Origin of the sequence: Paenibacillus sp. W4I10 (assembly GCF_030816325.1) — a bacterium.
In the GTDB taxonomy this organism is placed as follows: Bacteria; Bacillota; Bacilli; order Paenibacillales; family Paenibacillaceae; genus Paenibacillus; species Paenibacillus amylolyticus_B.
Genome location: NZ_JAUSXX010000001.1, coordinates 22513 through 46541, shown reverse-complemented (window position 1 = coordinate 46541; position 24029 = coordinate 22513). Strand labels below are relative to the sequence as shown.

Below are 24029 nucleotides of genomic sequence, written 5' to 3'. Positions count from 1 at the left end.
ATAAAATAGTAGACAGCTATTGTACATTTCATACTTGTAATATTCAGATAAAAACAACAGAAAAGCCCGTACCAATAGGTACAGACTTACTCTGTTTGTTTGGCTTGCATTGTTTATTTTGTTACCTTCTACGCTTTACTTGATGATAGCTTTCGGTCATCCCTGTCCCGGTTTCTGTCCTTTTCCCGCCATCCAATAAGTCAGTCCACCTGACACAACAAAAGCAATCACCACACCAATGAAGGTGTGTAACAGATTCAGGCTACCCTCTTCAATGAAGAGCGGGAGGCTGGTCAAGCCCAGATTCCCCACCATAGCGAATGCCTTGACAGATAACAATCCGAAATATAGTCCACCCGCAGCTCCACCCAGCAATGCCGCGTAGAAAGAGGATCTCTTTCTCATATTGACCGCATATAATGCAGGTTCCACGACTCCAAGGAGGGCTGTTCCCGTTGCCCAGAAAGCAAGTCTTCTGGATGCTGGCTCTTTCGAGCGAATTCCGTTTGCAATCGCGGCCCCCGCTTGTCCAACAATCGCCACTAACATGGCAGCAATCACCACAGAAGAACCATTCATGACGATTTCATTAATGATGATGGCAAGTAACCAGTAGTGTAATCCTGTAATTAACATCAGGGAGAAGAGTGCTCCCAGCAACATCACCGTCAACACTGGAGCATTAGCTACCAGTGAATCCAATGCCTCCGGCAGATATTCGTCGATCCAGGTGCCAACTGGACCAAGTATCATTAATACTAGTGGTACAAGAATCAGCAACGTCAGGAAAGGGGCAACAATCCCTTTGGAAAATTTCGGACTCCATCGTTCAACGACTTTTTCCAGGTAGGACGCTGCACAGATCGTTAGAATAACCCAGATGGCCGTGGAGTAAAAAGCGGGCTGGGACACAAGTGGCAAGCCCAGGAAATGAACCTCTTGCTCACCTGACATCAACATGGTCATCTCCGGATAGAACATCAATCCGCCGATGGATGCAGCAACATAGATATTGCTCTTCAACCGATACGCTGTGCTGATTGCTACCAATACAGGCAGTAGATAAACAACACTGTCTCCAATGATCTTAAATATCGTAAAGGTCTGGCTGTCCATTAGTGCAGAAGAATCCGCAGAACTATACGTATCCATTAACGCAATAATAGCGAGCAGAATTTTAATAACAGCGGCTCCGAGAATTGCAGGCATCAAGGGTCTGAACACATCGGAAACAAAATGTAAGATCGAGAATCTGTTTTTCTTCACGTGTCCCGCTTTCTGCAACGCTGTCCCTGTCGAATCCCAGGCGTCCATACCCAGTAACGCATTGTAGATCACGGAAGATTCATCCTTTACTGCCAGATGGCACTGCTCACCCGTTACCCGAATATCTGCCACATAATCTGTGGAGGCCAGAACCGACATGTTCAATTGGGTACTGTCCTTCAGTACCAGCGTCGTTGTACCCTTATCGCGTTCTACGAGCTTGATGTTCTCCTTGCCACCTGCGAGTTTCAACCAATCTTCAATCTGTGTGTCATACATTATGTACAATCTCCTCATGTTACGGTAAAACCGTGTTTTGTGATGTGTTCGATCTAATATGCCTCTATCTATATACACATTTCCATGAAAAAACTTCAATAGGATAATAAAACTAATTTTCCTTACATTGCATGTTTATTTATACAAGGTATATGGACCTATGAAGGTCAAAAAAGCAAAAAAGCCTACTCTTATGTAGGCTCTTATCCATCTGTACTTATGAGTCATACTCTTCATGTAAATATACATCCTCATCCTATGACAGTGCCAACATCGCGTTCATATCTTCTTCTGCTGTTGTAATTAACTTCAGACCAAACATATCCACGAGTACATCCAAGACACCTTCCGATATAAACTCAGGCGGTTTTGGTCCAATGCGAATGTCCTGAATGCCGAGGCTGAACAGGCCAAGCAGGATCGCAACTGCTTTTTGCTCAAACCAGGACAGCACAATGCTGACAGGTAACTCGTTTACAGTACAGCCAAAAGCATCCGCCAAAGCCATTGCAATTTTCACCGTTGAACCGGAATTGTTGCATTGACCCAGATCGATATAACGCGGTATCCCCGTGTCTCCAACCGTACCATAATCCACATCATTGAAGCGGAACTTACCACAGGATGTCGTCAGAATTACAGTATCATTCGGTAAGGATGTCGCGAGTTCACGATAGTAGTTGCCACCTTTGCCTGGCGCATCACAACCGGCAATAACGAAGAATCGACGAATATGACCGTCTTTCACCGCTTGAATAATCTCGGGCGCAAGCCCAATCACGGTCTCATGATGATATCCTGTCGTTAAGACTTGCTCCGATTGTACATTAGCCGCAGGCAGTGACAATGCACGTTCAATCAGCGGTGAGAAGTCATCATCCATAATCTTGGCAACCCCCTCCAGACCCGCCACTTCGTAAGAGAAAAAGCGGTCTGCATATGTGCCTTTGATCGGCATGACACAGTTGGTTGTTGCAAGAATAGCACCCGGGAATTGTTTCAAACAGTCTGCGCTGATCGTACCATGCTTTACCGATATTACCCTTGAGATGGGCATATTTCTTCAGCGCCGGATAACCGTGCGCAGGCAACATTTCCGAGTGCGTATAGATGTTAATTCCTTTCCCTTCAGTTTGACGAAGCAACTCCTCCAATGCATACAGATTATGTCCCGTCACCACGATGCACTGTCCTTCGATCTGATTCTGACTAACCGTAATCGGTTGCGGTACACCAAAGCGGTCCGTGTGCGCACGATCCAGCACGTCCATAATGCGGATTGCTGCATTACCTACCTTCATCGCCATATCCAGATGTTCCTGTACATTAAAATTTGAGTTCGTTAATGTCATATATAATGCCTCATGTGTAATTCGATCCACCTCAGGATCATGATATCCCAACTGGCGTGCATGTGTTGCATAGGCAGCGATGCCTTTTAACGCAAAAATCATCGTATCCTGCAAACTTGCGATTGTTTCGTTTTTGCCGCATACCCCTACCACAGTACACCCGCCACTCGGCGTCTGTTCGCACTGATAACAAAACATATGGTTTCCCCTCCAAACTTAGATTAAACGCAGTTCGTTATGTAATAGCGTAACAGACCCTGATATGAGCTAGTGTGATGGTGCACACAGTTTCTGATCCAACATCTATATATGGTTCTCTGAGACTATCATCCAAACTGGAAATAATAACATTCAAAAAAAGGCATATCTCGGATCATTATGAAAAATACTGTGTACAGCTAAAAACGTATAAATCCATAATCTTAAAAAAATATGGGAATGAAACGATTCTAGATTTTGCCCGTAAGGGTAATACACAGAGAAATCTAATATTCAAGGAGCTGGTCAATTGCAACATTACAGACACAGTGCGGAGGAAACCCTTCAGGATGTACAGAGTTCCTCCAAGGGGCTCACAACCTCCGAAGCTGCCAAGAGACTTGAAACGGAAGGATATAACGAGTTAAAAGGTAAAGATGCAACACCAGTCTGGAAACTGTTTCTCGAAAATTTCAAAGATCCGATGGTCATCGTGCTGCTGATTGCAGCCGCGGTACAGGTTGTACTTGGACATCTGATTGAATCGTTGATCATATTCCTGGTTATTTTGCTCAATGCGGTGATCAGTGTAGTGCAGACCAAAAAAGCCGAAAGCTCGCTCGACGCGCTGAAACAAATGTCTGCACCCGAAGCCAAGGTCATTCGTGACGGGCAGAAAAAAACCATTCCAGCGAGGGAACTCGTTCCCGGTGATATTGTTATGCTGGATGCAGGTGATTATGTCCCGGCAGACGGCCGTATCCTGGAATCAGGAAGTCTGAAAATCAACGAAGGCATGTTGACCGGAGAGTCCGAAGCTGCGGAGAAACACGCCGATACCATCCCGGATGAAGCTCCTATTGGAGATCGTCGTAATATGGCCTTCAGTGGCTCACTGGTCGTATATGGACGGGGCATGCTTGTCATTACAGGTACAGCTCTCAAAACCGAAATCGGCAAAATTGCCGAACTGATTGAAAATGCCGAAGCCAAGAACACCCCATTACAGCGCAAGTTGGAATCATTCAGCAAAAAACTGGGCTTTTTCATCCTGGGCTTGTCGATTCTCATCTTTGGCATTGAAGCCGGTCGTGTATGGTTGACCGAAGGTACGGAGAATATCGGGCCTTCCATCGTAAATGCACTGATGTTTGCCGTAGCTGTTGCGGTTGCTGCCATTCCCGAGGCGTTATCCTCCATTGTGACGATCGTATTGTCACTCGGAACGAATAAGATGGCCAAACAACATGCGATCATTCGCAGACTGCCTGCTGTTGAGGCGCTCGGCTCTGCCAGTATCATCTGTACGGATAAAACAGGAACACTAACTCAGAATAAGATGACTGTCGTTGATTATTACATTCCCCATGGCACCAAGGACGAATTCCCCGATGATCCCGATCAGTGGTCGGAAGAGGAACGACGTTTGTTACATATTGCAGTGCTCTGCAATGATTCGAATATTAACCAGGAAGGCAAGGAACTGGGTGACCCCACCGAAGTGGCCCTCATTGCCTTCAGCAACCGGGTGAATAAGGATTACAATGAAATCCGTGACCAGTTCCCGCGTGAAGCTGAGCTTCCTTTTGACTCGGATCGAAAACTCATGAGTACGGTGCATACCTTCGAGGGACAGACGGCTTTGCTGACCAAAGGTGGACCGGATGTGCTGTTCAGTCGCTGTAGTCATGTATTTATCAACGGTGAGGTTCAGCCCCTCACACCCGAGATTCGCACACAGTTTGAAGAAAAAAATGAGGCCTTCTCCAAACGTGCCTTCCGTGTGCTGGCCTACGCGTACAAAAAATTCGATGATAAAAACCAGGTCACCATTGATGACGAGCATGATCTGACACTTGTTGGCCTGACAGCGATGATTGACCCACCGCGTGAAGCGGTATACGGTTCTATTGAAGAGTCCAAAAAAGCGGGCATTCGCACCATCATGATCACCGGAGATCACAAAACGACGGCTCAGGCGATCGGTGTGGATATCGGCCTTGCTGAACCGGATGATCTCGCCATTACCGGAGCCGAACTGGACAAAATGTCTGATGAAGAGCTGGATCAACAACTCGAACACATCTCGGTATACGCCAGAGTATCACCTGAGAACAAAATCCGGATTGTGCGTGCATGGCAGCGTAAAGGCAAAGTGGCAGCCATGACGGGAGATGGAGTTAATGACGCACCTGCGCTGAAACAAGCCGACATCGGCGTAGCGATGGGTAGCGGAACAGATGTCGCTAAGGATGCGGCTGCCATGATTCTGACGGATGATAACTTTGTCTCCATCGTGAATGCGGTCAGTGTTGGGCGGATGGTATTTGATAATATCAAAAAAGCCATCGCATACCTGTTCGCCGGTAACCTCGGTGCCATTATCGCCATTTTGTTTGCCTTGATCGTCGGCTGGGTTAATCCGTTTACGGCCCTTCAGCTGCTGTTCATCAACCTGGTGAACGACTCCCTGCCTGCCATTGCTTTGGGTACAGAGAAACCTGAGCCAGATGTCATGCGGCGTAAACCACGTGACATTAACGAAGGCATCTTCGCAGGTGGAACCCTGCAAGCTGTGATTACACGTGGTGTCCTGATTGGTGCAGCTGTTATCGTGTCCCAATATATCGGACTTGGCATCTCGGAGGAAATCAGTGTAGCTATGGCATTCACAACCCTGATTCTGGCACGCAGTCTGCAAACATTTGCAGCACGTTCCAACACACAAACCATCTTCCAGGTGGGCTTTATGACCAATAAATTCGTGCTTGGCTCCATTCTGGTATGTCTCTGTCTCTATGCAATCACACTGATTCCAGGTGTTCGCGGCGTCTTCGCTATCCCGGATACATTCGGCTGGAATGAGTTCCTGATTGCAGGCGGACTTGCTCTTGCTGCCGTCATACTGATGGATGTCATCAAGTGGATTCGCAATCGCGGCAAACAAGTTACTGCGGCATAAGATCTGCAGATGTAACATACACAAACAGGCGCCCGTGATCGGAGCGCCTGTTTATGTATCTAAATCACCCCTGTTTGATGCCAAAAGCGATCCATCTTCCATCGATATCCTCGATCACAAACTCCTTGTTATTGTAGTCTGTATGATTGAGGGCACGTACGATTTTCACATCTGCGTTGATCAATTCCTGCTGAAGCTTCTCCTGGTTCTGGGTAATAAAATATGCGTCATATCCATAACCATATAATTCTCTGTTGGGAATGACCTTTTGTCCATTGCTTTGGGTCAAAATAATCTCGGTAAGATCACGATAAAGACATACATGAGGTTCCTTGGCATCAAGATATTCGACGACTCGAAAGCCCATCTTTTCTTCATAAAACTGCGCGGTGCGCTTCATATCCAGAGTCGGAAATACGCTGTGGGACATTAATAATGCATGAGTCATGGGTATAATCTCCTTCATTTTCAACATGCTAATTACTTACATATCTAGTTACCTAACCGCTGATCCATCTGCTTATGTATGTTCAATGATCATTTTAGTTAAATTCAGGAAATCCGTCTATTGTTTATTAATAATATCTTGCTATGCTCATCACATTCGAACGAATCAATATGATATTATTGCCATATGACATAATAGAGTGTAGAATAATATATTGCTTTTCATCAAATATCTATTAAAGATTCTAACCGAATTCATATTCATACCCAAGACAGGAATGGTACCGTGAAAGATAAAATTGTCATGCCACTCTGGACATGCTGTCTGTTTATCGTTGTGATGAATACCACCATGTTCAATGTTTCTTTGCCAGTCATTATTCATGATCTTCAAATCACCTCGGACCTGGGGTCTTGGGTCATCTCAAGTTATTCGATTGGTTACGCCCTGTCGACGGTGATTTACAGTCGATTGTCAGACCGTATCCCGGTACGCAAACTGTTAACGGTTGGGCTCCTGATCCTCGGGTTATCTTCATTGCTGGGGTTGTTTGCGCATAACTTCGCGATCTTGTTACTTACACGCATACTACAATCCGCGGGTGCCGGGGTGATGGCCGGGCTCGGGCTCGTCATTGCAAGTCGTTACATCCCGGTGGAACGACGCGGAGCTGCCATCGCACTGATCTCATCAGGTAGCGCCATGGCTTTTGGACTTGGCCCCATTGTCGGCGGACTCATTAGCGAGTACTGGGGCTGGAACGGACTTTTTGCCATAACCGTGCTTGTCCTGCTCGCCCTGCCTGTATTGCTTTATTTTCTCCCCCGTGAATCCGTCAAAACAGATCAGCCGTTCGATGTTATTGGTGCCATATTAACCGTCATAAATGCCACTACACTTCTCGTCGCGATCACCCAGCAATCCTGGTTCTGGTTTACCATCGGCGTTATCTCGCTTATTGCACACCTCTTGTATATTCGGAAAGCGAGTCTTCCGTTTGTGAATCCACAAGTATTCCGAACGCCAGGATACACCCGGTTAATCCTTATCGGTTTTTGCGTACTGGTCGTGAATCTGGGCAATCTGTTTTTGATGCCACTTGTGCTTGCTGATCTATATGGACGCTCTTCGCTCGCCATTGGTTTGCTGATTGCTCCTGGGGCAATCGTTGCAGCATTCTGCACCCGTTTCGTTGGACGCTGGATCGACCGTTATGGCAATATGCGATTTATGATCATCGGACACACCCTGCTCGCAGCGGTACTTGCTTTATTCATGCTCGAACTGGATCAATCCGCCCTGATCATTACCAGTGGTTATCTCTTTTTCTCACCGGCACTGTCAGCCTCCATGGCTTCACTGAATAATGAAGCGTCACGAGTGCTGCCCAAAGCCCAGATAGGTTCCGGTATGGGCATGTTACAATTGATTCAGTTCTTCGGTGGTTCGGTGTCTGTAGCTGTGTGTGGGCTGCTGCTACACAGCATTCCGGGAGTCTCGGTCGAGGAAGCTTATCATGTGGTGTATGCTTGTCTGTTGTTCGTCTGCGTTGTTTCACTCGGGCTGACCGTCTGGCATAGCAGAGCTTCACGCTCAGGCATTAAATCGGTTACATTGGACAATTGATAATTGATGTTTAAAGTTCAAAACAAAAAGGCTTGCGCCAAGCGCGAGCCTTTTTTAGTTTGGAACAGAAATGCCGTTTTTTTTAAAAGTGGATCACTCAATGAACTTGAACTTACCGGTTACTTTCCTGATTTCATCCTACAGCAGCATGCCAACTATTTACCGTCCAGTGCAAACTTCCAGGCCTCCATTATGCTAATTGGGGCTTTACTGCTGCTCTCGCCGCCACCTTCCTGCGTCCAAAGTGGTGGGTAATACGCGAATACTTGACCTGTCTGTAGCTGAGACATATTCTCTTGCCAGCCTTTCCAGCGAAAGGTCTGATAGAACTGCCCCAGATCCCCATTCGCCAGCCAGTTGATGAAACCTGAATATGCCAGTTCTGTCGATTCCCATTCGAGTGTATCCGGTGCAAAATAATAAATGTGTCCCGTACGGCCATACTTCCCTGTATCCAGTCCGAAGAAACCGCCTGCCGCATCATATGCAACGACCATCATACCCTCCAGCACATCTACCCAAGGTTGCTCACTCACCCCATTCCAACTGGTGAGACTCCCAGATGTACTGTCACCACCCGCACCAAGCAGCGTGATCCAGCCATGGTCCAGTACAATACCTTCTGTCTCATAAGCAACAGCCCCCAAATAGGATTTGGTGCTTATTTGTAGACGATAGAGGGTATCCTCACCAGCCTCTTGTTTTGCTGGAACATACACATATGTATTTTGCCCACTATCCAGGAGTTCCTTAAGTTCTTCCCATGCGTGATTCTCCCGATCTACTAATTCAGCTATCGTTAATGTATTCATGAGCAGTCTCCTCGCTGATTTTATAAGAGCATATCATGGGTTATTAACCCGTTCAAATCTGCTATAATCTATCTTCAAAGCTAAATTCAAGGGGGAAAACGATTTGATTCGCGTAGTTATACTTATGATTCCGATTCTGATGGTGCTCGTATCCGGTTGTCAGAATCATACATCTGCCATGAAGGAACCCGTTTCTGTTCAAAAGTCTGATCCCCAGGTCATCCATTACATATCACCCCAAGGAAACGACTCGAATAAAGGAACCATTCAATCTCCTTGGAAAACATTGCAGCACGCAGCCGACCATGCTTCGCCAGGAAGCATGATCTATTTGCGTGAAGGTGTCTATCATCAGAAAGTCAAAATCACCAGAAGTGGTAATTCTTCCGCTAATCCAACTCTATTTTCAAGTTATCCTCAGGAGCAGGTTATCATTGATGGTAAAGGTTTATCTGTTCGGGGCATTGAAGGGTTAATTGAAATTGAAAATGCCAGTTATATCACGATTCAGAATCTCGAAATTCGTAATTTTACAACCACACTTGGGGGCCAAGTTCCAACCGGGATCTATGTCCACGGAGCAGGTGAGCATATTCAGCTGTTAGACAACACCATACACGCGATCGCTAGTTACGCAACTCCTGAAGGTCCCGATTTGCGGGGCAGGGATGCCCACGGTATTGCCATATATGGCACAGAGCACCCTAAAGCATTACGCGATATCATCATCAAGGATAATGAATTGTATGATCTTACACTTGGTTCCAGCGAATCACTTGCAGTCAACGGTAATGTCGATACCTTTGCCATACAGGACAATATTATCCATGATTCCGACAATATTGGTATTGATCTGATCGGGTACGAGGGTACGTCCGAGGACGACACGTACGATCAGGCTCGTAACGGCATTGTACGAGGCAACGAAGTATACGATATTACGTCCAATAACAATCCCTCCTACGGTACAGACCTGCCCAATGATACCAACTCGGCCGGTGGCATCTATGTAGATGGCGGGAAAGATCATATCATCGACCAGAACCAGGTATATCGGAGCGACATCGGAATTGAGATTGCCTCGGAACATGCCGGACGTTCGACCAGCAACATTACCGTTCGTGATAACCTGATTTATTCCAACAGATTGACGGGTATTGCCATGGGAGGTTATGACGAGGAACGAGGAGCTACCGAGGATAGCAAGATTATGTATAACACGCTTGTGGGGAATGATACCCTGAATGCAGGCAATGGACAGTTATTCATGCAGTCACGGACAAAGAACAATACGTTCATGCGTAACATTCTCGTATCAGGCAGCTCGGAAGTACTAATATACAACGAATATACTAGCAATACCGGCAATGTGTTTGACCATAATGTCTATTATTCACCAGGAGAGCAGGAAGACGCCCTGTGGGTTTGGAAAAATAAAGCCTACTCCGGCATCGCTGCCTACATCAAGGGATCTGGCAATGATTCACACTCCAGATATGTGAACCCGGCATTTATGGATGAACCCAACGAAGATTTTCGTCCTCAGGCGAATTCTCCGGCTAAGGCGTATGGTTACCTTGCTCCGCGATAAATCAACCCTGAGTCTGCCATCTCAACTTAGTCAATCTGTTTCACACAAATAAAAGGAGCCTGTGCATGTGGGATCATCTCCCTCATCATGCGCAGGCTCCTTTTTGCTTTCTTTTGATGCAAAGCATTCTTAACTTCTTACCATCTGAGCTGCATGTGTCACCCGGTTTCGTCCTCCAGTTTTGGAGGCATACAGGGCGTTGTCCGCTTTTTGGAACAAGGACTTTTCCGTATCTTCCTCTACTACAGTGGCCGCACCGATACTCACCGTAATGTTATATTCACCCCAGTCGGCTGAAGCAACCTGTGAACGATATCGTTCTGCGATACCAATCGCCTGCTCCTCTTCACAATCTGGAAGAATGATAACAAATTCCTCCCCGCCGTAACGTGCAACCACATCCGTACTTCGCGACACCGATTGCAGCAGCCCTGCCAGATTGCCGAGCACCAGATCTCCGATCGGATGTCCGTACGTATCATTAATGCTTTTGAAATGATCAATGTCTACCACCAGAAGGGAGAAATAACGTTGTTTCTCACGGAATGAATCATTTTATCTGATTATTATACCGGAAAATGTTGGGATATGAATTAAAAATTATTAATAACTTCTCTCGTCCACCAAAAAATCATGAACCCCTGTTCTGAATATGCGCTTTACAATCTGACTATCGTCAGGTAAAATCAGTTCAACATGTCGCGCGACAGAGATCAACATTACGGAGGAAAACCATGAGTACTTCAACACATAGCTCTACACCTCAGCAACTCTGGGGAAGATCATTCCTATTTATCATGTTAGCCAACGCATTATTGTTTATGGCATTTGAAATGTTGCTTCCCACCTTGCCTTTGTTTGTTTCAAGTCTTGGTGGCGAAGCCTCCCAAATTGGGCTTGTTACCGGCGTATTTATGTTCTCTGCCATCTTGATTCGACCCTTCACTTCTGTTTTGGCAGCTCGAATAGATAAAAAATATCTGTTGATTATCGGCATCACTATCTGTGCATTAATGACAGGCGCATACTACCTATCGTCAGGTATTTGGATGATTCTTGTGTTTCGAGTGATCCACGGATTCGGATTTGGTTTGGCAACGACATATTTTGCAACGATTGCCACTGAAAACATACCAAGAGATCGCCGGGGAGAAGGTATGGGGTATTTCGGCGTAGGGGAGACGGTCGCCATATCCATCGGTCCATTAATTGGAACAAGTTTGTTGTTTAGGTACGACTACCAGAGCCTGTTTATGGGTGGCATGTGTATTTTGCTGTTAGCTCTCCTGATGACAGTGTTTGTATCCAGAAAACCGAAGACAGGAGTTCGTAGCGAGTCCATGCAAACTCATGTACCTTCGGTGAAACTGATTGAAAAGAAGGTACTCTTCCCTTCCCTTCTCATTATGCTTGTTGGTATTGCAGCTGGTTCAATCATGTCCTTTGTGGCTTTATTTGCTGCCGAAAGAGGATTCGAGAATATAGCCTGGTTTTTCTTCATCGTTGCCATCGCCAGCTTCGCCGTTCGACTGTTCTCGGGGAAAATGTTTGATCGATGGGGACCAGGTTCCGTGTTGTTACCTTCTGCCGTGTTTGCAATCGCGGGACTACTAGTTCTGATTATCGCCCAGACTGATGTGCAATTCCTGATCGCCGGCGCATTATACGGCTTTGGTTTTGGTGCCATATTCCCGGCCATTCAGACCTGGTGTGTGAATCTTGTAGAAGAACATGAGCATGAAAATGCGATGGCTTCCTTCTTTAATTTTTTCGACCTCGGAATTGGTGGTGGTTCGTTGATCCTGGGCGTGGTGGCTTCTGCATTTTCCTATACGGTGGTGTATGCTGTCTCTATAGGCATTTTTGTGGTATATATCTTGTTATATTTGGTATACTCCCAAAAACAGCAGAGGTATACAGCTCGCCAACTGGAGGTAGACATTGAGTAAAAAACGAATCAAGGAAATTGCCATTCAACATTTTAATCGTCTGGGTTACGAGGGGACCAAGATGGCGCAGATTGCCGAAGAGGCAGGCATTCGCAAGCAATCCCTGGCTTATCATTATTCATCCAAAAAAGCGTTATTGCTGGAGTTATATGAGGAAGTTGTGCAGGAGGAACAACAGTTTGTACGCCAATTTTTCAGTGAGTCTGTTACCCAAACTCTGGATCAGCAGCTATATTCCTTTTTGCATGAACACAAAAATCGCTTTCTGACTCATCCAAACGTTGCTTTTATGTATATCCTGTCCTTTATCACACCGCTGGAGGTGCATGATTTTGTGCTGGCCCAATATCGAACGTACCTCGGGACACTAAAGGAAGAGCTGGCAGCCGTATTTACCAGACATTCCGATATACGCCTGAGTCCGGAAGAAGCCACCGTAGCTTTTGTCACCGTGATGGATGGATTGGATGTACAGCTCGTGTATGAGACACGACAATCCTATGAACAAGCTTTGGCGATCACCTGGAATGTCTTCTGGTCAGGTATCCAGCGCTAACCAATTGATTACGATGAGACTACACAAATAAGAGGGGCGTCCCACCAGCCATGTTGATGACTTTTGGGACAGCCCCTCTATTTCTCTATTTCACAGTTAGGATCACACGTTGATAATGCTTCAACTGATGCTCTCCATCATCCTGTACTTCGGCAACGATATGAATGGTATCGCCCGATTGGGCATCGTCAGGAACGGTAAATGTCACCGCTTCGGTGTCACTGCCCTGCAATTTTATCGTATCCACCTGCTCATCCTTGGCAAGTTCACGATGCAAGCCAAGTAACAAGTCTCCCGCCATTTCCGGCTGAACTTTGTTCGGTGTTACTTTGGAATCCTCATACGTGTCCGCTTCGAAATATCTCCACCACGTATACGTCAGTTGATCTCCATCCGGGTCTTTACCCTCCGCGTGAAGAGTAACTTCCTCCCCAGGACTAACACTTAGATCCACCCCTTCCTTAATCGTTAAAGAGGGGTTATGGTTGGCACCTTCGTAAGTGTCTGCAACTGCCCAGTCTGCACGAGCTGCAAAATCATCCTGAATATCGTCAAACCATCTCATCAGAGAGTATTCGGCTTCATATCGTTTGGTGTATGGATCGTAATCAAGCACATTGTTTCTAAACAGCTTGTCGTTCACAACGCCAAAGCGTCCACCCCAACCGCCGTAGGAAGGATTTTCCATACTGCGCAGCCCATTATCGATCAGGTAAAAGAAGGATGGAGAATCACCCTCGGATATAAAATCGTACTTGTCATATTGTGGATTGTTCTTGAGATATTCAGCGCTTCCCCGTTGTTCTTCGGCCAGTTCGCCTTCGATCATTTTACCGTCACCCATCGATGCATACATATCCATCAGCTTGCCATGTCCGTTCAGAGTATTCTTGACCATCCAGTCGCCATGAAGCTTACTGTTCACTTCTTCGGCATGCATCTTCCATGCATAGGCAAAATGCCAGAAGTTCGATTGGTCGTTGAGAATGCGGATATCCGGCCAATTCTTCGCAATGTATTCGTTGTAACTGTCATCCTGATCCAGAATGATATACAGGACCAGTTTGTCGCTGACTTTTTTGCGGATCGTCTCCCACTCAGCCGTGTCTTTGTACTGTTCCTCAATCGATTTCAGCGCTCGGGCTGTGGTATTGGTACCACCCCATGTCTGAACAATCAGGTCTCGGGAGTCATCGTCGAGGAAAAGAGTTTCGAGGAACTCGGAACCTTCGGTTTCCTTCTCCATCTCCCCTTTATCGGAAATATTACCGATCTTCGTCATCGCTCGAAGCTGTTCCGGCTCCGGGTACCCATCCGCATGTTTGGACAAGTTCGGGTAAATCTCCCCATAGGCATCGATCATGTCGTACACCCACTGTGTGCCTGTCCAGCGGAACGGTTGGATCCCCGCTTCCTCGTCTCCAGCATAATGATACACCGAGCTGGTCAGTACAATTCCGGCAAGGTCCATCTCATTCGAATATAAGAGGAAACGAATGACGGAGTTCATATCATCCACTTCACCGTCGGTTGTAATCACTGTTCTACCTTTGGCAGCTTGGTTGTTTGCAGGTTTCTGGGTTTCATTCTCTGTCTGTTCTGTCGGCTGATTCGGTGTGTCACTCGCGGTTTGTGGCACTTTGGATGCGCATCCACTGATCACCAGGATGATACTGAGACAACCTGCGGCAAAACCGTTTAACCATTTTCTCTTGTTCATAATGCTCCCCTTTCTTCTGTACAGCGTGATGTTAGTTGGGTTGGGATCAATGCAAAAAAACCCGAACAACAATATGAATGGAACAAAGTCCACGCATAGTGATGTTCAGGTTTTGCCTGCCCGAAGCAGTAACAATCCTTATTTGAGTGAAAGTATATCATGTCCACTCATGAATGTAAACGTATTCAAATGTTTTTTTGAATTTATCTTTGATATAGTATAATGCTTATAGCCAAGAATCAAACGAATCGGCCTGTTATTATATCAATGTTATTAGGAGGACTCAGACATCATGCAACAACTGGATACTGCCTTGAGCCGTTTGGTGGAACAGCAGGATTTATATAATGAAGCTTATGGACTTTTCAAAAATCATGATCTGCGTCCCCGCGAACAACATCACCAGCCGGAAGTGGATACACGAATACCTCTTTCTCCAGAACTTCAGTATCTGTACAGTCATTATGACATGATGGATGCGGATGCGGAAGGTACACTCAAAATGAAAAATGCCGCCATCGAAATCGGTGATGCCGCACTTATTTCCTTTGTCGCACCTGAACATCTGCTTCGTCAGCAACTGGGGTTCCGCTGGATTGGCATGAACGAACCTTATGAGGAGTCCTCCACTTGGCCAAAAAATCACGTCGTCATCGCAAACTTTAACGATGATCCGTTAATTGTAGATGTAGAAGCACCAAACTCTCCCGTATATGCCGCTTTTACAGGTGGAGAACCAAACCGTGTTGCTGATTCGCTGTCAGACTTTTTCAGTGCACTAGCCATCCTGATTGAAGCGGCGCGCACCTATGCCGGAGAAGTAAAAGATGAAGAAACCTATGAAACCAAGCCCGAGTATCTGGAGCAAGTGGAACCTTTATTGCAAGATCTGTTGGGAGAAGAGTATACTGCTCATCTTTTCGAATATCTGTCATTTTGTTAAAACGGTGAATTGAAGGAATTGGAGGGGCGTCCATATGATCTATGTGGCTTTGCTACGAGGCATTAATGTAGGCGGGAACAATAAAATCAATATGAAGCAGCTGAAAGAAACGTTTGAACAAGCAGGCATGCTGGATGTTGTTACCTACATCAACTCTGGCAATATTATTTTTGCCGATCATCAGGAACGTGCCGAAGCAAATAGGGAGATATCCCTTTTGTTAGAGCAGGCCATCGCCGTCGATTTTGGCTTACAGATCAGGGTGATGGTGCGGAATATGGATGAAATCCATAGCGTTATTCAGGCGCTGCCAGAAGAATGGGTTAATGATGACACCGCCAAAAGTGATGTGATGTTCCTCTGGGATGAGATTAATGAGCCCTCCGTGCTGGACCAACTGCCCATCAAACCGGAAATTGGTACACTGATCTATGTTCCCGGAGCGATTTTATATTCAGTCAGCAGAGAAGATGCGTCCAAAAGTGGCATGAACAAGCTTGTGGGTTCCAAAGTCTATGCTTATATGACGGTTAGAAATGTGAATACCACACGTAAGATTTATGCCCTGATGCAAGCAGCAGCAGAGAAATAACTTGGAACCAGCCCAATGGATAGTCAGTTATGTATCGTCCAATTCATATGAAAAAGCATGCAGAAAACATCCTTATGGATGTCTCCTGCATGTTTTTTGCCATATAAGGAAACTATTTTACCCACCGTGTATTAGTCAATTTAGTCAATTTGAATTCGTCTGCGAGATTGATCATCACCAGGACGTTTCGGAATCTCGAGCTTCAGCACACCTTCTTCCAATTTGGCCTTAATGTGCTCCTCATCAATATGATCAACATAGAATCGCCGGATAAATTCGCCGGAACGGCGTTCTTGCCGTATGATTCGATTGGAGTCATCCTTCTGCTCCACTATATCATTGCGTTTGGCACGAATAATCAATTCATTACCTTGAACCTGAATGTCTATATCCTCTTTGGCAATGCCCGGAAGCTCGGCTTCTACCGAATATTTGTCTTCTTCCTCACGAATGTCGGTCCGGAATGGCTGGGAGCCAGTTCCAAAAGGGGAGAGGAATGAGTTCTCAACCATGTCATTGAAGGATTTCAACATGTGTCCGAACGGGTCTTCATTTCGTTTACGAAACGGAATCAGATCAAACATGAAAATCAGCTCCTTTTGTGTGGTTGGTTTATTGGTGTTGCTTACATTGATTATTATAATACCCGTGCAAATCAGGCTCAAAGTCCGTAAAAGACGAAAAAAAACGATTTTCTTTCATCATGATTCACTATTTTAAAATAGATCCTTTTTTCTTTTGTTTTGACCTTATTTGATCTTCTGACTTTGTCTGACTATAACGAATGAATGGCGTCCGTTACAGTATTGGATTGATTCTTCCGCATTCCCAGCATCATGATTGCCAGCAAGACAACCAGAACAGCTACGAGCATAAATGGAACATGTTTGTCCACCTGATAAAGTGTCGTTGTAAGTAAAGGCGTAATGACGGCGGATATCCCCTGAATCGCTGCTACCAATCCCGCTGCACCTCCCTGCTGTTCTTTGCTAACTGCCAGCGAAGCACCTGCCATGAACCCGGGCATCATCAGACCGGAACCCATGCCAAACAGGAAAAACGAGAAATAATACATGGATAACACATTGAAGACCAAAAAAAGGATCATGCTTGCGATCAGAAAAAGGGATCCGAGCAAAATCATCGGGCGTGGCTGCCATTTCAACCATTTCATCTGCATGATCTGCATGATCAACATCGCTGCTCCAGAGAACATGAGTCCAAACGAAACCATTCGGGCAGTCGCCGCTGGAGATAGAGCCAGTTGATCCTGGAAATAAAATCCCCCGACAACCTGTAGTGTCATGATACCCATCATCGTGACTAAGCCGGCAGCAAGGTACATTCGTAATCCACGTTGGAACGGGTTTACTTTAGGCGGTTTTACCTGAATGACCGGTTTGGCTGACGGGATTAACAGCAAGGCAATAATAAACGCAGCGATCGCTATAAAAATGCCAAAATAAAGCGGCCAGAGCAGACCGATAAGGGTAAAGGCTCCTGCAATCGCAGGTCCAAATACAAGGCCAAGTCCATTCGCAGCACTGATAATTGCCATCCCGCTTCCCCGCTCTTCCCCTTCTGTCACATCACCCATATAGGCCTGGGCAGAAGAAAGTACAGCTGGAATAAACATACCGATCAGACTGCGCGTCACAATCAGAAGGGTTAACAATACGCCCCCTCCGATCCATGCATTCAATCCCCCGTACAATGCCAGTGCAAATAATGCACAGCTCACAGACATGCCTATGAATCCAATCAATATGATGGGTTTTCTGCCCTTCAGATCACTGAATCTGCCCCATACCGGAGCCATGACAGCCATCATTATGGACCCAAGCGAGATAATAAGACCGGAATGGCTTTCTTTCATGCCCAACTCGCGAATAAGCGGCGGCATAATGGGTGCAATCAGCATCAGACCCAACATGGCTGCAAATACGCTAAAAAAAATACTACCTCTGATTCGGTTCATGTTTGTACACTCCTCTATATTTCAGTACAGTATCCACTGTACCTGGAGTATACAAGGCTGAGAGAATCCCCACTGCCTCCATACGGAACAATTCACGGCAAGCCGGATTATTTAATAAATCTTTTTCATCTCTGAGGGCTTCACGCCGAATTTGCGATAAAATTGCTGCGAAAAGGCACTGACATTGCTGTAACCGACCGCAATCGCGGCCTCGGTGACGTTGTTATTCTGATTGCGCAGCAACTTCATGGCGTTGTCGAGACGAACCTGACGCAAATATTCGAAGACCGTGCTTCCGAAAAGTGCCTTGAATCCTTTTTTTAATTTAAAATCGTTAAGACCTACTTGTCTGGACAATGCTAGCAAAGATGGAGGATCTACCATACAGCCCTCCATAATCTCCCGTGCCGTATGTAACTTCCGGATGTCCTCTCTGGAGAATCCCGCGGGGATTGGCGCCAGATCAAACAGTTGGATCATAAATCGATTCAAGATCTCCAAGGCTGTCGCTTCCATCATTAAGGATGATCGATAACTGTTGTTTAATTCCACAATCAAACTGTCGATCATCGTTCGTATCCGGTTATCCAATTGAAATACAATCGGCTTAAACACTTTTCGTCCTAACACCTGATTAAACGCAATCGACTTGAAACCGCCCAGTTGTGCCGCAGCATAATTGAACAGAGAAACCGGAATCCCCAGCGAAAAGGACGTATACAGCTCCCTTGCCGGAGGATGAAACCACGCTTCGAAATCATGCATAAAAATAAGGGCCCCTTGCCCTAGCGATAATGAATAATCCTGACCGGATATATCCACATGTCGCTCTCCTGATAAGGCAAATTGCAATTCCACAATGGGTGTCTCGGAAGCAAAATACGTAGGATAAGGCTGATGATATTCAACCTGGGAATATAAAATCTCAATGCCACTGTATGTTGTCACTCTTTTGACCTTACCACTACCCGCCTTGGGAGAGAGCAGATACGTGTGTTCATCTTGCTGACTGTAAGGTTCCTGGGTCAGGTAATGCTGATATACTACGCCTAGTGCATCATCCGTGCGCATGGGTATCCACCTCGCCTATATCTTGATCAGACTTATCAGTAAAGAAAGTCCGAATTAATTGATAATGATTCTCAATTAATTCTACCGCAATTTCTTTTTTTAGACCAGTCCTATATGTATGAAGATTCCCGTCTAACCTTTTACACAATTCGACCTGCCTTTTTACCATTGCTTAACGTTTCTTTCTTATACTGAAACAGTTGTACATGCCATCACACACGAAACGATAAAGGGGATCTGGAACATTGAAAAAGAGAAATCAATGGCTTGCCGTTCTGTCGATGACTGCCATTCTTACCGCAGGAACAACCAGCTACACATCAATGATTCATGCTGCTGACGCAACTAAAACTACCACTGATCATGTCGTACTGCGTACAGCCATCCAAAATATGCAGGGTACGGTCACATGGAACGGAAGCAGTCGCAGTGTTGATATCCAGATCGCAGATACTAAAGTACAACTTCCAATAGGAACGTCTTCAGCCACCATCAACGGTGTGAAAACTCCTTTGGACAGTAAAAGTTACATCACCAAAGGTACAACGTATGTATCTTCCCAAACGCTAAAATTAATTACGGATCAACTGATCCTGAAACAAAATAAAACCGGTTTTGAACAGACCGCATCCTTTCAGATGCCTGGTGGCAAAGCAGAAATATCAGCCTCTACGCCAGATGGACAGCGCCTGCTCGTAACCGAAGCAGACAATGGTAGCATTGCCATACTGGATATTGCTGACTTGAAAAACATCAACGTCCTGAAGACAGTCAGCTTCCATGACCTCTCCGACAAAGCTGAAGTCACAAGCGTAACCGTGTCCAAAGATGGTAAATACGGTCTTGCTATTATTCGTACAGGGGATACAGATAGCGAAGCAAACAAAGGATTGCTTGCCATTGTGGATCTGACAACCTACAAAACCGTCAAAACGTATGAACTCGGCATTGGTCCTGACTCCATTGCACTGTCACCTGACGGTCTGCATGCGGTTATCGCGATAGAGGATGAAGAACTGAATAAAGCTGCCGATGAAATTGACTATGCCAACACCAAACGTCCGGGTAGCATTATGGTTGTATCTTTTGCTGGCGGGAACGTATTGGAGGGTGAAATCACCAACTTGCCGGTATCTCTGGACAATGTAGAAGGTGCCATCTATCCGCATGATCCACAACCGGAGTATGTTGCCATTAGTCCAGATAACAAAACAGCAGCCATCACGCTACAGGAAAACAATGTCGTTGCCATTGTAGATCTGGAGACAAAAAAAATTAGCTCAATCTTCGCTCTGGGTACCACTTCACATCAAGCAGATCTGAAAGATGATGGTATCGTTCAGTTTAAAGAGACGTTGACAGCTCGTTATGAACCGGATGGAATTGCTTTCTCGGCAGATGGTAAATACCTGCTGACAGCTAATGAAGGGGACTTGGGCAAGAATGAATTTGAGGATGGTGTAAAAGCAGGCGGACGTAATATTGCTGTCTGGGATCTGCAAGGCCAGCGGATGTACGATAGCCAGAACCTCATTGACACGGCAACCGCCATGGTTGGCTTGTACCCGGATGATCGCAGTCCCAACAAGGGAAGTGAGGTGGAGAACCTGACCGTTGCTACTGTAGACGGCACTACGTATGCAGCCGTAGCTTCTGAACGGGCAGATGCCATTTTGTTCTTTGATCTTGCTGATCCGGTCAATCCGGACTACCTGGGTCTGATTCCTACAGCCGGAGAATCACCAGAGGGAATTCATCGTGTTAACGGACGCAGCCTGTTTGTGAGTGCAGATGAAAGCACGGGAACCCTTAGTTTTTTTGCCAAGAAATAGATCGAGTGCCCTCGGTATGCAAAGGCTGAATTGAATGGTTTCACGCTGTATTGAGTAGGAAGGGGCGAAGAGCCCCTATCCTCCCATACTGTTGTATCCACACCATTCCGCGCATCCACAACTAGTGGTTCGAAAAGTTAACGAGATTTTATATTTTCCAATTCCTGCTTGTTCCGCTCTACTTCCTCTTGTAATACTCGTACTTCCATCCTTAATGCGGATACTTCCTCTTTGACACCAGACCTCTTCATCACAAGATAGAAGATCAGATATAATACGAGGCCCATCATAATAAAGAAAATCAATAGAGTTATAATCCCAGCAATAACAAAATTACTAGCTCCATCCATAATGTACGTTTTCCCCTTTCCCATATCTTATTAATTTATATTTACAACAATACCATAATTAAGCATAACGAACAGTATAAAAAGCCAAGAGAATATGCTCCCTTGGCTTTCAATTTATCTATATACCTTTTATCTATATATACCTTCCTACCCAGTAATCCTTATTCCCAGAAGAAACGGCCTGCGAACACTTTTTCCGTCAACAGTTTGTATGTTTCTTCAGGCAATTCCTTTTTCATCTTTGCCATTACGGCTTCTTTGCCTTGATTATATTGTGTGGACATGCCAATCTCTGCGGTTGTATTACTTGCATCCAGACGCATGATTGGGGCTTGGGCATCTTTCGTCCAAGGTGTCCATGCCGCTAGATCAGGTGATCCGCCCGTACCTGGATTGCCTGTGTACAGGAACTGCTTCAGATATGCTGCCATCGCGGCGGACAACTGATCACGTCCTGGTTTGTTTGTATCGCTAAAGTACCCCTCAGGGAAATAGGCAGCAATTCCGTCTGCGTGTCCTGTATAGAAGTCCATATCCGCACCATGTGGTGCGCCCAGTAACGTGAGCAAACGCTCAGAGATGACCCCAAGTTGTGTACCCCATGCAAAACGATACGCATATACCGGCGGCTGACCTGCTTCACTTGTCAATTGTTCCGCTACACGCTCTGCATTAAAGCCTGCATAAGCTTCGCTACCGTATTTCAACGCAGCAGCATATTGTTCCGCCTTGGTTTTATCAGTAAACAGAGTCTCATCCGTAATGGATGGAGAGAAGTTTGGATCACCGAAGGCAAAACCGGAGAACTCCGTTTCCAGGCTGCCGAGCAATACAGGAACTTTCTTATAATTGCCATTATTGATGGCGTCAAACCCTTCTTTTGGAATCACTGTGCCATCACGGAACAGATGCGGGAATGGGTCCATACGGATTGCCGTTGCGCCAAACGCAGTGACCAACTTGTCCGCAGGCAGTGCACGCAGGTAGCTCTCCAGCTGTGCATGAGATTGCTTGCCAATCCATGCTTTTGCTTCTTCTGCATTAGCCGCTTTCCCCTCTTGCACGAGTAGCTTCACAAGTACATCCTCGGATTTTTGCTCGCCTTCTTCCGGTGATGCTGTCGTCAATCCTCCGCTGAAAGCAACTGCTTTTTGATACAGCCCTTTGCTAAGTGGAGAGATCAGAGTTGCCAGCACATCACGTGCACCAGCAGATTGTCCGGCTAATGTAACATTGCCTGTATCTCCGCCAAAACCTTCGATATTATCCTGCACCCACTCCAATGCACGGAATGCGTCAAGCAGACCATAGTTACCTGAGTCATCCAAGGCATTGCCTGTTTTCAGCGCTGCATTTTCGAAGAATCCAAGGGCTCCCAAACGGTAATTCACTGAAATGATAATGCTGTTGGTGCTCCGTGCAAGCTGTTCACCTTGAAAATCTTTACCTGATCCGGTCATATTCCCGCCGCCGTGCAGGAACACCATAACCGGAAGTTTCGAACTGGTTGTGTCAGGACGCCAGATATTGAGATACAACGAATCTTCGCTTCCCGCTGTAGTCTTGCCGGAGATCTGCAAGCTGTTTGCTGCAAATTCCTTAGCCGATCTCGTTCCTGTCCATGCTTCCGGTTCTTGCGGAGCTTTCCAGCGCAGTTCACCTACCGGAGGTGCCGCGTATGGAACACCAAGCCAGCCGAGCGTGCCATATTGCTCATAGATTTTGCCATCAATCGCGCCATACTTGGTCTGTTGCACCGTTTGAGGTTGGAACGCTCCAGCTTCTTTATGTTTCAACCAGTTCTGCTCCAAAGTTCCACTGCCATTCTTGAGCTGTATCTGCAAAGCCTGTGCGGTTGCCTCTGCCATCAGGCGATTGGTAAGTTGACTCGCGCCCTTCCCTTGAAGTGCCTTGATTCCTTTACCAGCCGCGTAGGTGGAAGCCGCTCCCTGCTCATAATCCGTACCTGCTTCATATCCAAGCACCTTCAGCAGCATTTCGGCATAACCTTCCGCTGTAAGGGGTGCATTAGGTTCAAACTTCTCCGTTCCTGTTACGATCTCAGCCACATACGGATGCTGCTTCAAGTAACCAACGACGGGTTGTAATACTTTGCCTGCCTGAGCCGCATCGTCATACGTTTCCGATCCCTGATAAGCGAGTGCTTCTTTCTCCAATCCGGACAAACGCAAGTAAAGTACTGCGGCCTGAATACGTGTCGCCTTTTTGTTCAGATAAGCTGCATTAACACCTTGACCGCTGCCGCGAATAAGCTCGGATTGGATCAGCTTGTCCATCGCTGCTGAAGAAGTAGGTCCTGTATTGCCTGCTGCATAAGCTGGTAGAGCGGATACACATAACCCCAGAATGGTTGCTACAGCAATCGAACGTTTAATGGTTTTCATGTCATAAATCTCCTCGCTGTCGAATAGTGTGTGATGGGATAAGTTCATTGGAAATGTTCAGTTGAAATGCGTATCTAAGAATCAGTATTCCAATGTCTG

The 24029-nt window shown here is 46.1% G+C and carries 16 protein-coding genes and 2 pseudogenes; 8 read left to right on the top strand and 10 right to left on the bottom strand.

All coding sequences use genetic code 11. The features are described from left to right. Positions 1-156: 156 nt before the first annotated feature. Positions 157-1545, bottom strand: a complete 1389-nt coding sequence (locus QF049_RS00195) for a PTS transporter subunit EIIC (protein ID WP_307533991.1) — start codon at positions 1543-1545, stop codon at positions 157-159. 256 nt (positions 1546-1801) lie between these two features. Next, positions 1802-3095, bottom strand: a pseudogene (gene hcp / locus QF049_RS00190) (hydroxylamine reductase). Positions 3096-3405: 310 nt separating this feature from the next. Between hcp and QF049_RS00185 the strand changes: the two are divergent. Further along, on the top strand, positions 3406-6057 hold the full coding sequence (locus QF049_RS00185; RefSeq protein WP_074096008.1) for a cation-translocating P-type ATPase: 2652 nt from the start codon (positions 3406-3408) through the stop codon (positions 6055-6057). A gap of 64 nt (positions 6058-6121) precedes the next feature. On the opposite strand, the gene QF049_RS00180 is transcribed toward QF049_RS00185, so the two are convergent. Further along, positions 6122-6505: a VOC family protein gene (locus QF049_RS00180; protein WP_307533988.1), complete on the bottom strand. Its 384-nt coding sequence runs from the start codon at positions 6503-6505 to the stop codon at positions 6122-6124. A 285-nt stretch (positions 6506-6790) separates the two neighbouring features. Between QF049_RS00180 and QF049_RS00175 the strand changes: the two genes are divergently transcribed. Continuing rightward, positions 6791-8131, top strand: a complete 1341-nt coding sequence (locus QF049_RS00175; protein ID WP_307533986.1) for an MFS transporter — start codon at positions 6791-6793, stop codon at positions 8129-8131. 155 nt (positions 8132-8286) lie between these two features. Here QF049_RS00175 and QF049_RS00170 read toward each other — a convergent pair whose 3' ends face one another. After that, positions 8287-8943 carry a DUF2625 family protein gene (locus QF049_RS00170; RefSeq protein ID WP_307533983.1) on the bottom strand — a complete coding sequence of 219 codons (657 nt, stop codon included), beginning with the start codon at positions 8941-8943 and terminating at the stop codon, positions 8287-8289. Positions 8944-9046: 103 nt separating this feature from the next. On the opposite strand from QF049_RS00170, the gene QF049_RS00165 reads away from it, so the two are divergent. Further along, positions 9047-10534: a right-handed parallel beta-helix repeat-containing protein gene (locus QF049_RS00165; protein ID WP_307533981.1), complete on the top strand. Its 1488-nt coding sequence runs from the start codon at positions 9047-9049 to the stop codon at positions 10532-10534. Between the two features lie 129 nt (positions 10535-10663). On the opposite strand, the pseudogene QF049_RS00160 reads toward QF049_RS00165, so the two are convergent. Further along, positions 10664-11065, bottom strand: a pseudogene (locus tag QF049_RS00160) (GGDEF domain-containing protein); the annotation flags it as partial. A 203-nt stretch (positions 11066-11268) separates the two neighbouring features. On the opposite strand from QF049_RS00160, the gene QF049_RS00155 reads away from it, so the two are divergent. Continuing rightward, on the top strand, positions 11269-12483 hold the full coding sequence (locus tag QF049_RS00155) for an MFS transporter (RefSeq protein ID WP_307533979.1): 1215 nt from the start codon (positions 11269-11271) through the stop codon (positions 12481-12483). Next, on the top strand, positions 12476-13039 hold the full coding sequence (locus QF049_RS00150; protein ID WP_307533977.1) for a TetR/AcrR family transcriptional regulator: 564 nt from the start codon (positions 12476-12478) through the stop codon (positions 13037-13039). Before QF049_RS00155 ends, QF049_RS00150 begins: the two co-directional genes overlap by 8 nt. An 85-nt stretch (positions 13040-13124) precedes the next feature. Here QF049_RS00150 and QF049_RS00145 read toward each other — a convergent pair whose 3' ends face one another. Further along, the gene (locus QF049_RS00145) at positions 13125-14759 is read right to left on the bottom strand and encodes a DUF1593 domain-containing protein (protein ID WP_307533975.1); all 1635 of its coding nucleotides are present in this window, start codon (positions 14757-14759) and stop codon (positions 13125-13127) included. Positions 14760-15051: 292 nt separating this feature from the next. Between QF049_RS00145 and QF049_RS00140 the strand changes: the two genes are divergently transcribed. Together QF049_RS00140 and QF049_RS00135 are read left to right on the top strand one after the other, a co-directional pair. Beyond that, positions 15052-15702 (top strand): hypothetical protein, encoded by a 651-nt coding sequence (locus tag QF049_RS00140; protein ID WP_307533974.1) that lies wholly within the window; start codon positions 15052-15054, stop codon positions 15700-15702. A gap of 34 nt (positions 15703-15736) precedes the next feature. Next, complete coding sequence (locus QF049_RS00135; RefSeq protein WP_307533972.1) at positions 15737-16294, top strand: DUF1697 domain-containing protein; 558 nt, start codon at positions 15737-15739, stop codon at positions 16292-16294. Between the two features lie 140 nt (positions 16295-16434). Here QF049_RS00135 and QF049_RS00130 read toward each other — a convergent pair whose 3' ends face one another. The 3 genes from QF049_RS00130 to QF049_RS00120 all read right to left on the bottom strand — a co-directional run bounded on the left by QF049_RS00130 (position 16435) and on the right by QF049_RS00120 (position 19343). Continuing rightward, positions 16435-16878: an Hsp20/alpha crystallin family protein gene (locus tag QF049_RS00130; protein ID WP_036617413.1), complete on the bottom strand. Its 444-nt coding sequence runs from the start codon at positions 16876-16878 to the stop codon at positions 16435-16437. 191 nt (positions 16879-17069) lie between these two features. Beyond that, on the bottom strand, positions 17070-18272 hold the full coding sequence (locus QF049_RS00125) for an MFS transporter (RefSeq protein WP_307533970.1): 1203 nt from the start codon (positions 18270-18272) through the stop codon (positions 17070-17072). A gap of 111 nt (positions 18273-18383) precedes the next feature. Then, a complete protein-coding gene (locus QF049_RS00120) occupies positions 18384-19343 on the bottom strand; it encodes a helix-turn-helix transcriptional regulator (RefSeq protein ID WP_307533968.1) in 960 nt (319 codons plus the stop codon). Positions 19344-19588: 245 nt separating this feature from the next. Here QF049_RS00120 and QF049_RS00115 point away from each other — a divergent pair, with 245 nt between their 5' ends. Then, on the top strand, positions 19589-21175 hold the full coding sequence (locus QF049_RS00115; protein ID WP_307533966.1) for a choice-of-anchor I domain-containing protein: 1587 nt from the start codon (positions 19589-19591) through the stop codon (positions 21173-21175). Positions 21176-21686: 511 nt separating this feature from the next. Here the strand turns inward: QF049_RS00115 and QF049_RS00110 are convergent. Further along, the gene (locus tag QF049_RS00110) at positions 21687-23930 is read right to left on the bottom strand and encodes a carboxylesterase/lipase family protein (protein WP_307533964.1); all 2244 of its coding nucleotides are present in this window, start codon (positions 23928-23930) and stop codon (positions 21687-21689) included. Positions 23931-24029 lie beyond the last annotated feature (99 nt).

What these genes read in the sequence shown, in the direction of transcription:
- QF049_RS00125 (WP_307533970.1), bottom strand. Translation starts at nt 18,272, where the DNA reads ATGAACCGAATCAGAGGTAGTATTTTTTTTAGCGTATTTGCAGCCATG.
- QF049_RS00120 (WP_307533968.1), bottom strand. Translation starts at nt 19,343, where the DNA reads ATGCGCACGGATGATGCACTAGGCGTAGTATATCAGCATTACCTGACC.
- QF049_RS00145 (WP_307533975.1), bottom strand. Translation starts at nt 14,759, where the DNA reads ATGAACAAGAGAAAATGGTTAAACGGTTTTGCCGCAGGTTGTCTCAGT.
- QF049_RS00180 (WP_307533988.1), bottom strand. Translation starts at nt 6,505, where the DNA reads ATGACTCATGCATTATTAATGTCCCACAGCGTATTTCCGACTCTGGAT.
- QF049_RS00195 (WP_307533991.1), bottom strand. Translation starts at nt 1,545, where the DNA reads ATGTATGACACACAGATTGAAGATTGGTTGAAACTCGCAGGTGGCAAG.
- QF049_RS00170 (WP_307533983.1), bottom strand. Translation starts at nt 8,943, where the DNA reads ATGAATACATTAACGATAGCTGAATTAGTAGATCGGGAGAATCACGCA.
- QF049_RS00140 (WP_307533974.1), top strand. Translation starts at nt 15,052, where the DNA reads ATGCAACAACTGGATACTGCCTTGAGCCGTTTGGTGGAACAGCAGGAT.
- QF049_RS00155 (WP_307533979.1), top strand. Translation starts at nt 11,269, where the DNA reads ATGAGTACTTCAACACATAGCTCTACACCTCAGCAACTCTGGGGAAGA.
- QF049_RS00110 (WP_307533964.1), bottom strand. Translation starts at nt 23,930, where the DNA reads ATGAAAACCATTAAACGTTCGATTGCTGTAGCAACCATTCTGGGGTTA.
- QF049_RS00135 (WP_307533972.1), top strand. Translation starts at nt 15,737, where the DNA reads ATGATCTATGTGGCTTTGCTACGAGGCATTAATGTAGGCGGGAACAAT.
- QF049_RS00130 (WP_036617413.1), bottom strand. Translation starts at nt 16,878, where the DNA reads ATGTTTGATCTGATTCCGTTTCGTAAACGAAATGAAGACCCGTTCGGA.